Genomic DNA, 13087 nt, shown 5'->3' with positions numbered 1-13087 from the left:
AAGCCCTTTGCTTCAGCCGACCCCAGGTAAACGGCGCAGCAGGTCCGCAAGCACACGAACAGCCAGTCGCAGTCCGTGCCGCGCCGCGTGCTAACCAGCCCAGGTGAACAATGAAAAAAGATAACCCGCCTCCCAGCGAACCCGGCGTAGCTTCACGCCGCGGATTCCTCTTCAAGACCATCGCCATCGTTCCGGCCGCATCTGCACTGACTACCGCCGCGCTGTTGCCGTCGGCGGCGCAAACCGCCGACGTTGCCGTTGCGGGCGCCGACTACCAGCCGCGCTACTTCAATGCCGATGAATGGACCTTCCTCAAGGCTGCCGTCGACCGCCTGATCCCCGCCGATCCGGAAGGTCCGGGTGCGCTTGAACTGAACGTGGCCGCCTTCATCGACGGCCAGATGGAGTCAGGCTTCGGCCACGCCTCCAACTGGTACATGCAGGGACCGTTCAAGGGCGACGCGCCGGCGCTGTTCGGCTACCAGGCCAGCATGCCGCCGCGCGAACTGTACCGCGCCGGCATCGCCGCACTCAACGAACACTGCCGCAAGAATTTCAGCGGCAAGACCTTCGCGCAACTAGCCCCGGCCGAGCAGGAACAACTGTTCAAGGACATGGACGGCGGCACGCTGAAATTCGAGCAGGTGTCGGCGCAGTGGTTCTTCACCTTCCTGCTGCAGAACACCAAGGAAGGCTACCTGTCGGATCCGATCCACGGCGGCAACAAGGGCATGGCCAGCTGGAAGATGATTGGCTTCCCGGGCGCGCGCGCGGACTTCCTTGACTTCGTCGGTCCGGCCGACAAGGTCTATCCGTATGGTCCGGTGAGCATAGGCAAGCGTAGCTGATGCAGCTGATGCAGCTGATGCAGCTAAAGCAAGTCAAGGAACTGAGTGAGGCAACGCCTCACCCACAACAAGAACAAGGAAGAACAGCATGGCAGACATCACCAAACCGAAAGTAGACGTCGTCCTGGTCGGCATGGGCTGGAGCGGTTCCATCATGGGCATGGAAATGACCGAAGCCGGCCTCACCGTGGTCGGCCTGGAGCGCGGCGAAAACCGCGACACCAATCCCGACTTCGCCTACCCCAAGATCGCCGACGAACTCACCTATGCGCAGCGCTACAAGCTGATGCAAAACCTCAGCAAGGAAACCGTCACGGTGCGCCACTCGCCCGATGAAGACGCGCTGCCGTATCGCCAGCTCGGCTCCTTCCTGCTCGGCAACGGCGTCGGCGGCGCCGGCGTGCACTGGAACGGCGTCACCTGGCGCGCCTACGATGCCGAGCTGCAGATCCGCAGCCATTACGAGCAGCGCTACGGCAAGCATTTCATCCCGGTCGACATGACGATCCAGGACTGGCCGATGACCTATGCCGAACTGGAACCGTTCTACGATCGCTTCGAATACGTCGCCGGCGTGTCGGGCAAGGCCGGCAATATCGACGGCAAGATCATCGAGGGCGGCAATGTCTTCGAAGCACCGCGCAAGCGCGACTATCCGCTGCCGCCGCTGAAGAACAACGCGCCCGCCACGCTGTTTGAAAAAGCCGCACGCGAAGTTGGTTATCATCCCTTCCCGATTCCCGCCGCCAATGCGTCGCAGGCCTACCAGAATCCCTACGGCATGCAACTTGGTCCGTGCAATTATTGCGGCTATTGCGAGCGCTTCGGCTGCTACATGTATTCGAAGGCGTCGCCGCAAACCTGTATCCTGCCGGCGCTGCTGAAGAAGCCAAATTTCGAGTTGCGCGACAAGTCCTACGTCACCAAGATCAATCTTGCCAGCGACGGCAAGACCACCACCGGCGTCACCTACATCGATGCACAGGGACGCTCGGTCGAACAGCCGGCCGACCTGGTGATCCTGTGCGCCTACCAGATGCACAACGTACGCCTGCTGCTGCTGTCGGGCATCGGCAAACCCTACAATCCGAAGACCGGCGAAGGCGTGGTCGGCAAGAATTACGCGTATCAGAAGAACAGTTCGGTATCGCTCTTCTTCGACAAGGACGTGGCGATCAATCCGTTCGCGGGAGCCGGCGCCGGCGGCCAGGTGCTCGACGATTTCAACGGCGACAATTTCGACCATGGTCCGCACGGTTTCGTCGGCGGCGCGTACATCAGCGCGATGGTCACGGGCGGCCGTCCGATCGGGCAATCCATCGTGCCGCCAGACACGCCTAAATGGGGCAGCGGCTGGAAGAAGGCGCTCAAGGACAATTACCTGCACTCGTTCAATATCGGTTCGGAAGGATCGGTCATGGCCAATCGCGACAACTACCTCGACCTCGATCCGACGTATCGCGACGCCTGGGGCCTGCCGCTGCTGCGCATGACGTTCGACTGGAAGGAAAACGAAATCCGCATGACCCAGTACGTCACCGATCGCGTGGTCGACGTCGCCAAGGCGATGAAGCCGAAGCTCATGCACGCCAGCGCCGGCAAGTCCGGCGAACACTACGACGTGCGCCCCTACCAAACCACCCACACCACTGGCGGCGCCATCTGCGGTGATCGCCCCGACAACAGCGTGATCAACAAATACCTGCAATCGTGGGACGTGCACAACCTGTTCATCATGGGCGCCAGCGCCTTCCCGCAGAACTGGGCCTACAACCCGACCGGCATGGTCGGCGCGCTGGCCTACTGGTCGGCGACCGCGATCCGCGAGCGCTATCTGAAAAATCCCGGCCCGCTGGTGCAAGCATGAGCGCCCGTCTCTTCACGCAGGCGTTGCTGGCGACGGCAACGCTGAGCCTTGCCGGCATGGTCGCGGCGCAGACCGTCAATCCGACGCCGTCCAGTCCGCAACCGCAGCAGATTCAGCGCGGTGAATACCTGGCCCGCGCCGGCGACTGCATGGCCTGCCACACGGTCAAGGGCAAGGCGCCGTTCAGCGGCGGCCTGGCGATGAACACGCCGTTCGGCACCATCTATTCGACCAACATCACGCCGGACAAGCAGACCGGCATCGGCGACTACAGCTACGACGATTTCGCCTCGGCGCTGCGCAAGGGCAAGGGTCGCAACGGTGTGCGCCTGTATCCGGCAATGCCTTACACCTCGTTCACCAAGCTCAGCGACGAAGACGTCTCGGCGCTGTACGCCTACTTCATGCAGGGCGTGAAGCCGGTGCAGCAGGACAATCCGAAGACGGCGTTGCCGTTCCCGTTCAACATGCGCATCCTGATGGCGGGATGGAACATGCTGTTCTTCGAAAGCAAGCCGTTCAAGGCCGACTCGACTCAAAGCATCAGCTGGAATCGCGGCGCCTACCTGGTGCAGACCCTCGGCCATTGCGGCGCCTGCCATACGCCGCACGGTCGTTTCGGCCAGGAGAAATCATTGGACGGCAGTGATGACGGCTTCCTGTCCGGCTATACGCTGGACAACTGGCACGCGCCCAGCCTGCGCAACGACAAGGACGGCCTGGGCCGCTGGAACAAGGAACAGATCGCCTCCTACCTGCGCACCGGCCGCACCACCGACGGTGCGGCCTTCGGCGCAATGAGCCAGGTCATCAACGACAGCACGCAGCACCTCAGCGACGCCGACCTGCTGGCCATCGGCGAATACCTGAGCAGCCTGCCGGGCAAGAAGCCGGCCGACGGCACCGCCAAGACGCCGGTAGCGACAGCAGCATCCAATGCCGCCGGCGCGGATCAGCCGGCCACGCTGGAGCTGCGTTCGGGCAAGCTGCAGACCGCCGGTGCGCTGGTGTATCTCAACAACTGCAACGCCTGCCATCGCTCGGACGGCACCGGGGCGATGAAGGCTTTCCCGGCGCTGGGCAAGAATGCGGTGGTCAATGTGGCGGATCCGACGTCGCTGATTCATGTGGTGCTGGCGGGTAGCGCGATGCCTTCCACCAAGTCTGATCCTTCGCCGATGGGGATGCCGGGGTTTGGGTGGCGCTTGAGTGATCAGGAGGTGGCGGAGGTGGTCAGCTTTATTCGCGGGAATTGGGGTAACCATGCTGGGGCGGTTAGTGCTGAGCAGGTGGCGGCTGTGAGGAAGGGTGTGGAGAAGTGAGCGTGACGCTTGATCTTCTTCTGTGACAGTTGTTCCGACTTCCGTTTTTGGATAGCTTCTATTGTTTGTTCTTCGGACTACCCTGCCGGGGGTAGCCCGGCGGCTACTCACTTTTCTTGTCTCGCCAAGAAAAGTAAGCAAAAGAAGCGACCGCTGGTTCGTAGCCCCCTGCGGGGGTTCCCGGCGTCGGCAGGCACAAATCGGGAGGGGAAACAAACTCGCTGCGCTCAGACAAGTTTCCCCTCTTTATCCGATTTGCACCTGCCGCCACCGGCTACTCGCAAGCGGACTTCCAGACTGGCTCGCTTCGCATCGCCAGGGGACGGAGATGGAGCGATGGTCGCAGTCCTCCGCCACCAATAAAACCAAGAATGATAATCACGATGCCGAAGGCGAGCCACCCAAGGCAATGCGAAGCGAGCCGAAAAAAGAATTCCGCTTATGAGTCGCCGTTGGTGACGTGCTCAAATCGGATAAAGAAGGGAAACTTGTCTGAGCGTAGCGAGTTTGTTTCCCTTCCCGATTTGTGCGTGGCATCAACGGGTACCCCGCGTAGCGGGGCGGCGAATCGCGGTCGCCTTTCTTTGCTTACTTTCTTTGGCGAAGCAAAGAAAGTGAGTAGCCGCCGGGCTACCCCCGGCAAGGTCGTCCGAAGAAAGAAAAACATTCATCAACGACCAGCAGGCCAGTCGGAACAACCGACAAGCCCCGAGCCCCGCCCAAACCCTGCCCCCTCCCCCAAATAAGTTACAATCCCCCTCATTCCATCAGCACCAAATCCCATGCGCCAATACCTCGATTTCATGCGCCACGTCTACGAACATGGCACCGAAAAAACCGACCGCACCGGCACCGGCACGCGCTCCGTCTTCGGCCACCAGATGCGCTTCAATCTGCAGGAAGGCTTTCCCCTGCTGACCACCAAGAAGCTGCACATCAAGTCCATCGTGCATGAACTGATCTGGTTCCTGGCCGGCTCGACCAACATTGCTTATCTGAAAGACAACGGCGTCAAGATCTGGGACGAATGGGCCGATCCGGAAGGCAACCTCGGACCGATCTACGGCTACCAATGGCGCTCCTGGCCAGCCCCCAACGGCGAGCACATCGACCAGATCGCGCAGGTCGTCAGCCAGATCAAGAACAATCCAGACTCGCGCCGCCTGATCGTGTCGGCATGGAACGTGGCCGACATCCCGCAGATGAAGTTGCCACCCTGCCATGCCTTCTTCCAGTTCTACGTGGCCGACGGCAAGCTGTCCTGCCAGCTGTACCAGCGCAGCGCCGATATCTTCCTCGGCGTGCCATTCAACATCGCCTCCTACGCGTTGCTGACCCACATGGTCGCGCAGCAGACCGGGCTCGAGGTCGGCGACTTCGTCTGGACCGGCGGCGATTGCCATCTGTATTCCAATCACATGGAACAGGTGCAGGAACAGCTCGCGCGCACGCCGGGCCCGTTGCCGAAGCTGGTCATCAAGCGCAAGCCGGAGTCCATCTTCGATTACCAATTCGATGATTTCGAGATTACCGGCTACGAAGCGCAGGCCCATATCAAGGCGCCCGTAGCAGTCTGACCCCAGCTTTATCCGCACATGAAAACGCCTGCAATCGCAGGCGTTTTTGTTTTTGCACAACGTGCATCTGCTGCTTTGCAGCCATCCCTTCCAATAAATTCAAACAAGTCGCCGTCGCCTTTTTGAGTTTTACCGTTTTCTCCTCCTAGTCTCTTCGATTTGCATCACGCCGCCCTAAGCTCTTGCTCCATTGCCGGCGCGCCCGGCAATGCGACATCCAATCAATCGAAAAAGGGCAAACAATGCATCTCTCCAAAAAACTCGCGGCTGAACTCATCGGCACGTTCTGGCTGGTCTTCGGCGGCACCGGCAGCGCCGTGCTGGCAGCCGGTTTTCCCGGTCTCGGCATCGGCTTTGCCGGCGTCTCGCTGGCGTTCGGGCTGACCGTATTGACGGGCGCCTATGCGCTCGGACATATCTCCGGCGGGCACTTCAATCCGGCCGTGACCATCGGTCTCGCCAGCGCGCGCCGCTTCCCGGTACGCGACATCGCACCCTACATCGCGGCGCAACTTGCCGGTGCAATCATCGCCAGCGCCGTGCTGGCCTGCATCGCCAGCGGCAAGCCGGGCTTCGACCTGGTGGCCAGCGGTTTTGCCGCCAACGGCTACGACGCGCATTCTCCCGGTTTGTACTCGCTGGGAGCGGCGCTGATCATTGAAGCAGTGCTGACCTTCTTCTTCCTGCTGGTGATTCTCGGCGCCACCGACAAACGTGCGGCGGCGGGATTTGCGCCCATCGCCATCGGTCTTGCGCTGACGCTGATCCATCTGATCTCCATCCCGGTGACCAACACCTCGGTGAATCCGGCCCGCTCTACCGGCCCGGCCTTGTTCGTCGGCGGCTGGGCCCTGGAGCAGCTGTGGCTGTTCTGGCTGGCGCCGATCGTCGGTGCGGTGATTGCCGGAGCGGTCTATCCCTTCATGACGGAAGAACAATAAACATCGACCGCACCGTCAAAACGCCCGCACACCTGCGGGCGTTTTTGTTGGCGGCATACGCATGATGCGCACGGATCTTGCTTGCTTTGCAAATGCCAATTCCGGCGATCCACACCACCAAGGGCGAGGCGTATGGGAGCAATCGAAAAATACAGCGAACTAGGTATCGACCTGCGTCTGGTAGAAAATTTCGTCCTCGTGGCACGCTGCGGCACCTTGTCGCAAGCGGAAGAAGAGAGCGGGATTTCCAAGGCGACGCTAAGCCGACAGATGGCGCGGCTGGAAGACTTGCTTGGTCAACAACTATTCATCCGCACGTCGCGCAAAGCAACGCTGACGGAAGCGGGACGCCTGCTTTACGAACGTGGCTCACGCCTGATGCGCAACATGCAGACCGATCTGGAAACGGTGCTGATCGACGTCCAGAATCTGAGCCAGGGCATCAGCGGCGAACTACACCTGATGACCACCAATTATTTCAGCACCACCTTTGTCGCGCCTGCGGTCGAGCGCTACATGTCGCTCTATCCGAATGTGCGCTGTCATCTGCGCATCGTGGAAGACAAACCGAATCCGGTGTTTCCCGATGAAGCCGATTGCTTCATCTGCACCACGCCACCCGATCATCCCAACCTGATCGCCAAGCGTATCGGCTCCTTTCATTGCCGCCTTTATGCGAGTCCGGCCTACCTCAAACAACACGGTGTACCGCAGCATCCCGGCGATCTGTCGGCCCATCGCACCAATGTGCGCAGCGATGAACTGATCGACGGTAAATGGCGCTTCTATCGTGGGCAAGAATGCGCGGAAGTTGCTCCAGGCTGCACGGTGGTAAGCAACGACTATTGGGTGGACAAGACGTTCTGCATTGATGGCTACGGTATTTCTTACCTGCCCGACTTTTTCACACGCGTGGAAGTCGATGCCGGCGTGCTGGCACCGGTACTGCCGGAGTGGGCGTCAGAAACCCTGCCGGTCTATTGCGTCTATCAAAAGCAGCGTCACGCCTCGGAAAAGCTCAAGGCCTTCGTCAAGCTGATGGCCGACAACTTTTCCGGCACCGAGACCTTCATGATGTATGTCGTGCTCGGCCGCAAGACCCAGCTCAGCGGCGGCGCCTCCAAGGTACCCGCTGTTGCGGCAAAAGCGTCGGCCGCGGCAACGGTCGGGGCCTCCTTGCAAAGATCAGACTAAAAATCAGGCGTAAGCCGGTATCCCCGGCATCACAATGAATCCCGGCAAAGCCCGCACCCGGCGCAGCCAGCGATTGACGTTGTGATACGCGGAACGGTCGATGCCGCCGTCATGGCATAGCGCCGGATACGCGAAACAGGCGATGTCGGCAATGGTCGGATGTGCAGCCGCGATCCATTGCCGGCCGCGCATTTCGCACTCCGCCAGATGCTGGTCAAGCACGGCCAGCGCCTTGCATGCAGCGCTGCGCGCGGCCTCGGCATCGATCACTTCATAGCCCATCAGCATGTCATGCAGGCGCACCGCCGATATCTGCATCAGCTCGCCGCCGGCAAACGCCAGCCACATGGCGATGCGCCCTTGCGTCGCCGGATCGGCGGGATACCAGGTCGCGCCCGTGTCGTAACGCGCGGCCAGATAGAGCAGGATGGCCTGTGCATCGCGCAGAACCACATCCTCATCGGCCAGCACCGGGATCTGGCCAAGCGGATTGATGCGCAAGAATTCCGGACGGCGATGCGCCTTGCCGGGGTAGAAATCGACAGCCACTTTCTCGTACGGCAAGTTCAGCATCGACAATAGCAAGCGCACCTTGTAGCAGCTGCCGGAGATTTCATAATCGTAAAGCTTCATGGCGGCGATCCTTCCTTCGCTTGCTGCGGCAACACGCCGAACTGCATCCCTACCGCGCGCAACCAGCGTCGGTAGCCGATGCTGGCTGCATCAGCGCGGGCCGGGATTTCATTTTTCTCGTAGAGCGGAATGCGGCGCGGCGTCTGCTGCTCCAGGATCAGGCGATCCTGGAGGAACACGGTCTGCTGAAAATGCAGCGCCTCCGTGTCGGTGGTATCCGCTTCCAGCAGCAGGGTGTAACCGAATACGCGGCAATGCTCTTCATCCAGCGGCTGCACCAGCATGCCGATATTGTCGAACTCACCCTCGGCTTCCGCCGTCTTGTAAAGCACCACGACGAACGGACCCGAGGTGCGATAGATGTAGGCGGTATCGCGTCCGGTATCGGCTGCCGTCGATGCCTTGGGCTGGTAGAACATGCACTCGGTGGCCCAGACTTCGGCGTCTTCCGCCCGCACTTCGACTTTGTATTCACGGATTTCCGTCACGGGTTCGGCGCCGAGAATACCGGTGTGCACAAAGGGGAAGTGGCCCATGTCGAGGAAGTTTTCGACCAGGCGCTGCGCAGACGTGCGGACGTAGACGCCGCCCCAGGTGATCATGCGGCGTCGGGGATCGTCGAATTCCGTGATGTCGATCATCGGCCTTGGCGAATCGGCAAAACAGATCCAGACGTGGCCGTAGCGCGTGCGCACCTGCACCTGACGCTGCGGCTGCCGATCGCTACCGGCTTCCCGGACCTCGAACGAATCGCCGTTGCGCAGACAGACGATTTCTTGCCCGAGGACCCGCGTGCAATAGGGAACGCCTTGCTGCACATCGGTGATCGCGCCGATGACGATCCATTCGCGCAGGGCGATCGGGTCGATGGTTTTGGTCATGGTGCGGTTCCTTCCAGATCCAATTGCACCGCTTGCAGCTGCGCAGACAGCGCCAGCAACCAAGCGGAAGGCGCCGCCGCATCGGCCCGCGTCAGCGCAGCGAGATGGATGCCGGTGTTTCCTTCTCCGGCGTCCTGCAAGGCGTACAGACAACCGCGTTGGGCCGCGTAGTCGTCGGCAGGCAGCCAATAGCCGGCGTTGTCGTCAATACCGGCATGCTGCAAACCATCAGCATCGGAAAACAGCGCGACCGACATGGCGGAGCGCACCTGCTCCAGTGCGGCAGCGACATAGACCGAACGCACCGGCGTGCTTCGCATTGCCGCGACACGCTCAGGCATGGCAGGCGGCAGTCCTTTCCAGATGACGCCATGCGCTTCCTGCACCCCATGCGTCTGCAGGAAGATCATGTTGGATGGCGTGTGGGACGGATGCGCCGGGATGTATTTGCAGTGGCCCTGATTGTCGTAGGACCAGCCGTGATAGAGGCAATTGAGGCGATCGTCGCGGACAAAGCCGAAATGCAGGCGCATGCCGCGGTGCGGGCAACGGTTCTGGTTGGCGTGCAGCGCTCCGGTGGAATCGCGCCAGAGCGCCATTTCCAGTTCCGGTGCACGCGCCAGGATGACCTGATTGCACTCCACCGCATTGCTCAGGGCGAGTGCTTGTGAAACTGCCATGCAGTGCTCCCTAGAATTTGAATCATCAATGAGAAGGATCAGCTGGTGAAAGCACCAAGTATGCCTTCGACATACCAGTCCATCTTACGGATGTCGGCGTCGGCCAGTACGGCGCCGGCGGCGAGCCGCTGCCTGCCGCTGGTGTCCTTCACCGGCCCGGTGAACGGACGCACCGTGCCGGCCGCCAGACGCGCTTCATAAGCGCGCAGGCGCTCCATGCCGGCGGCGGGAATCGCCGGGTTGTAAGGCGCCATCTTGACGATGCGCGCCTGTACGCCGTCCCATCGATCAGTGGCAACCCAGTTGTTGTCCAGCACACGTCGCGCGGCGTCGACGTAGACGCCCGACCAGTCGAGGGTGAACGAGGTCAGTTGCCCTTTCGGCGCAAACTTGCGGAAGTCGCTGGCGTAGCCGACGCTCCAGACGCCCTTTTCTTCCGCCACTTTGACGCCGGTGATGTCGCCCGAAGTCGACAGCAGCACGTCGACCTGCGACGCCAGCAAGGAGGCCGCAGCTTCGCGCTCTCTGGAAGGATCAATCCAGGTATTGAGCCAGACCACCTTGCAGACGATTTGCGGATCGACCGAACGTGCGCCGAGCAGGAACGCGTTGGCGGTAGCAATCAGGTCGGGAATCGGAAAACCGCCGATGAAGCCGATGACCTTGGTCTTGCTGACCGAGGCGGCGGCGATGCCGGCGAGATAGGAACCCTCATAATAGCGCGCCTCGAAGGTCGACAAGTTACTCAGCGTGTGCAAGCCGGAGCAGTGTTCGAAGCGCACATTGGGAAATTCACGCGCCACCTTCATGATCGGCGTCATGTGAGAGAAACTGGTGCCGAAAATCAACTGATGTCCCTGCCCGGCGAGATCACGGAACACGCGTTCAGCGTCGAGCGGATTGAAGATATTGGTAATCGCCATGGTCTGCGCCCGGCCCGGGAAAGCCGCATCAATTGCCTGGCGCGCCAGATCATGCTGCTTGGCCCAGCCATAATCGCCAATGGCGGAAACATGCACCACGCCGACTTTGAGCGGCGCGGCGGCCGACGCTGCCGGCGCAGAAAACGCCGGCAACGACTGGCCCATCAGTGAAACTGGCACGGCGCTTGCAGCGGCATGCTTGAGAAAGGTGCGGCGATTGAATCCCATGGTTGCTCCTTGTTGTCAGTGCTTGCATTATTGCGTCGCAAAAGACCGTGGATCAACATGGTGCATGCGCACCTGCTTTGCAATTTTGAAACGATGAACAACGGCGGTAAGCCTGCCGGACGGGTTCATTGCATCTAAGCTAAGACGTAATTGTTATTTCCCTTTGCCGCCTTCGCCGCCTATAGTTGTTGCTCGTATGCTGCTTTGCGCTAACACCCGCAACAACCGACACAGGAGCCACTCATGCAATGGTCCGGAAAAAAAGTAGCGCTGATCACCAGCGGCCTTGTCTTGCTGACGTCGCTGTTACCTGCGGAGACGCCATGGGCCTCATTGTCGGCATGTATCGCCGTGGCGATGGCCGGTTTTGGTTTGTTCTATCCATTGGCCTTGAACGACAGCAGCAAGGATGCCCTGCCTCAGCGCGGTATGCAGGACATAGAAGTAGGACCGGCGACGACGGCAATCCTGTTCTGAGAATTACCATGTAGAAAAGTGCTCCCTGACCGGAGCATTCAGGGTTGCGCCACTATGACGGCGCATTGCCCGCATTACCGTATTGCGCACCGTCTTTCCATCCCCCACCCAACGCCTTGTAGAGCGAGACTGTCGCCTGCAATCGTTGCAGCTTGATCTGCCCCAGCTGGTTTTGCGCTTCCGACAGGATGCGCTGCGTGTCGAGCACCACCATCAGATCTTCGGCGCCGCTGCGATAGCGAATCTCCGACAATTCAAATGCAAAGCGGGCCTGGTCGACTTCCTGGTTCTTGAGGCGATAGCGCTCTTCCAGGCTGCGGATGGCGCCGAGCGATTTCTCCACCTCCGACAAGGCACTTACCACCGCCGAACGATACACCTGCACCAGCTCCTGCTTCTGCGCGATGGCGAGATCGCGGCGGCTGCTCAGGCGGCCCGCATCGAAGATCGGCGCCGTCAGCGAGGCGCCCAGGTTCGCCAGCAAATTGGGACCGTCGAACAGCGACAGCAAGGCATTGCTTTGCGCGCCGGTCGAACCGGTCAGGCGGATGCTCGGGAACAACGCGGCGCGCGCCACGGCGACGTTGGCGTTGGCTTCCGCCAGGCGCGCTTCGGCGCGGCGGATATCGGGACGGCGTGTCAGCAATTCGGACGGCAAACCGGCGGCGATCTTCGGCATCTGTATGGTCGCCAGGCCTTTTTCACCGACGCTGAAATTCTGCGGCGGACGTCCCAGCAGGATCGCCAGCGCGGTCTGCGCGTCGCGCTCCTGCTGCATCAGGTCGGGCAATGCCGCCTGCTGGTTGGCGAGCGCTGAACGCTGGCGTGCAAGGTCCAGCGGCGAGGCGGCGCCGGCGCGGCTTTGCGCCTCAACCAGCTTGAGCACGCGCTGGGCGTTGGCGACGTTTTGCTGCGCAATCTGCAGACGGTCGCGCAGCGACAGCACTTGCAGAAAGGTGGAGACGATGCCGCTGGTAACCGTCAGCGCGACCGTTTCGCGGTCATACATGTTGGCGCGCAGCGAGGCTTCCGCCGCTGCCAGACCAGCCCTGTTCTTGCCCCAGAAATCGACTTCGTAATTGATCTCCAGCATGCCGCTGGCGGAGGTGGTCGGACTGCCTCCGCTCAAAGGCAAAGCGCGGTTGGCGCTGCTGGCGATGTCGGCGTCGGGCAACAAGGGCGCGCCGGCGATGCGCGCATTGGCCTCGGCCTGGCGCACGCGCGACATGGCGGCGGCGATTTCAAAATTGTTCTGCTGGCCTTCGTTGACGAGGCTGCTCAGCTCGGCGCTGCCGAACTGCTTCCACCAGTCGGTGTCGAGCACCAGCTGCACGGCGCCGTCCTTGCCGTTGGCGCCTGAACCATCCCCCCACTGTTTGGGCACATCGACCTTCTGCACCGGTTCGACGTCGACCTGGGTCGCGGCGCAGCCGGCCAACAGCAACGCCAGCGCAGCGAGGGCGGCGGGTTTCATCGAAGGAAACGAAAGAGGCAAGATCATGAACGGATACCTGTC

At 61.1% G+C, this 13087-nt stretch carries 12 protein-coding genes; 7 read left to right on the top strand and 5 right to left on the bottom strand.

Annotation, left to right across the window (positions count from 1 at the left end; all coding sequences use genetic code 11):
• The first annotated feature begins 110 nt into the window (after window positions 1-110).
• The 6 genes from E4P32_RS00675 (at window position 111) to E4P32_RS00645 (ending at window position 7749) form a co-directional block, all read left to right on the top strand.
• On the top strand, window positions 111-848 hold the full coding sequence (locus E4P32_RS00675; protein WP_116433716.1) for a gluconate 2-dehydrogenase subunit 3 family protein: 738 nt from the start codon (window positions 111-113) through the stop codon (window positions 846-848).
• A gap of 88 nt (window positions 849-936) precedes the next feature.
• Window positions 937-2715 (top strand): GMC family oxidoreductase, encoded by a 1779-nt coding sequence (locus E4P32_RS00670; RefSeq protein WP_116433717.1) that lies wholly within the window; start codon window positions 937-939, stop codon window positions 2713-2715.
• The gene (locus E4P32_RS00665; RefSeq protein WP_233526593.1) at window positions 2712-4037 is read left to right on the top strand and encodes a cytochrome c; all 1326 of its coding nucleotides are present in this window, start codon (window positions 2712-2714) and stop codon (window positions 4035-4037) included. The genes E4P32_RS00670 and E4P32_RS00665 overlap by 4 nt, the downstream gene beginning before the upstream one ends.
• Before the next feature lie 782 nt (window positions 4038-4819).
• Window positions 4820-5614 (top strand): thymidylate synthase, encoded by a 795-nt coding sequence (locus E4P32_RS00655; RefSeq protein WP_116433719.1) that lies wholly within the window; start codon window positions 4820-4822, stop codon window positions 5612-5614.
• A gap of 242 nt (window positions 5615-5856) precedes the next feature.
• Window positions 5857-6555 carry an aquaporin Z gene (gene aqpZ / locus E4P32_RS00650; RefSeq protein ID WP_116433720.1) on the top strand — a complete coding sequence of 233 codons (699 nt, stop codon included), beginning with the start codon at window positions 5857-5859 and terminating at the stop codon, window positions 6553-6555.
• 132 nt (window positions 6556-6687) lie between these two features.
• Window positions 6688-7749, top strand: a complete 1062-nt coding sequence (locus E4P32_RS00645; protein ID WP_116433721.1) for a LysR family transcriptional regulator — start codon at window positions 6688-6690, stop codon at window positions 7747-7749.
• Window positions 7750-7752: 3 nt separating this feature from the next.
• On the opposite strand, the gene E4P32_RS00640 is transcribed toward E4P32_RS00645, so the two are convergent.
• Genes E4P32_RS00640 through E4P32_RS00625 form a run of 4 tightly spaced genes read right to left on the bottom strand, consistent with a single transcriptional unit; the run spans window position 7753 to window position 11094 of the window.
• Window positions 7753-8382 (bottom strand): glutathione S-transferase family protein, encoded by a 630-nt coding sequence (locus tag E4P32_RS00640; RefSeq protein ID WP_116433722.1) that lies wholly within the window; start codon window positions 8380-8382, stop codon window positions 7753-7755.
• Window positions 8379-9263 carry an aromatic ring-hydroxylating dioxygenase subunit alpha gene (locus tag E4P32_RS00635; protein ID WP_116433723.1) on the bottom strand — a complete coding sequence of 295 codons (885 nt, stop codon included), beginning with the start codon at window positions 9261-9263 and terminating at the stop codon, window positions 8379-8381. The genes E4P32_RS00640 and E4P32_RS00635 overlap by 4 nt, the downstream gene beginning before the upstream one ends.
• Window positions 9260-9943, bottom strand: coding sequence for a Rieske 2Fe-2S domain-containing protein (locus E4P32_RS00630; RefSeq protein ID WP_116433724.1), 684 nt, complete (start codon window positions 9941-9943; stop codon window positions 9260-9262). The genes E4P32_RS00635 and E4P32_RS00630 overlap by 4 nt, the downstream gene beginning before the upstream one ends.
• A gap of 38 nt (window positions 9944-9981) precedes the next feature.
• Entirely contained in the window at window positions 9982-11094 is a 1113-nt protein-coding gene (locus E4P32_RS00625; RefSeq protein WP_116433725.1) for a BMP family ABC transporter substrate-binding protein, read from the bottom strand.
• A gap of 243 nt (window positions 11095-11337) precedes the next feature.
• On the opposite strand from E4P32_RS00625, the gene E4P32_RS00620 reads away from it, so the two are divergent.
• Window positions 11338-11571, top strand: coding sequence for a hypothetical protein (locus E4P32_RS00620; protein ID WP_116433726.1), 234 nt, complete (start codon window positions 11338-11340; stop codon window positions 11569-11571).
• A gap of 52 nt (window positions 11572-11623) precedes the next feature.
• Here the strand turns inward: E4P32_RS00620 and E4P32_RS00615 are convergent, their stop codons facing one another.
• The gene (locus E4P32_RS00615; protein ID WP_116433727.1) at window positions 11624-13072 is read right to left on the bottom strand and encodes an efflux transporter outer membrane subunit; all 1449 of its coding nucleotides are present in this window, start codon (window positions 13070-13072) and stop codon (window positions 11624-11626) included.
• Window positions 13073-13087 lie beyond the last annotated feature (15 nt).

The organism is Herbaspirillum sp. 3R11, assembly GCF_004563925.1.
In the GTDB taxonomy this organism is placed as follows: domain Bacteria; phylum Pseudomonadota; class Gammaproteobacteria; order Burkholderiales; family Burkholderiaceae_D; genus Herbaspirillum.
This window is presented reverse-complemented; position numbering and strand designations above follow the sequence as displayed.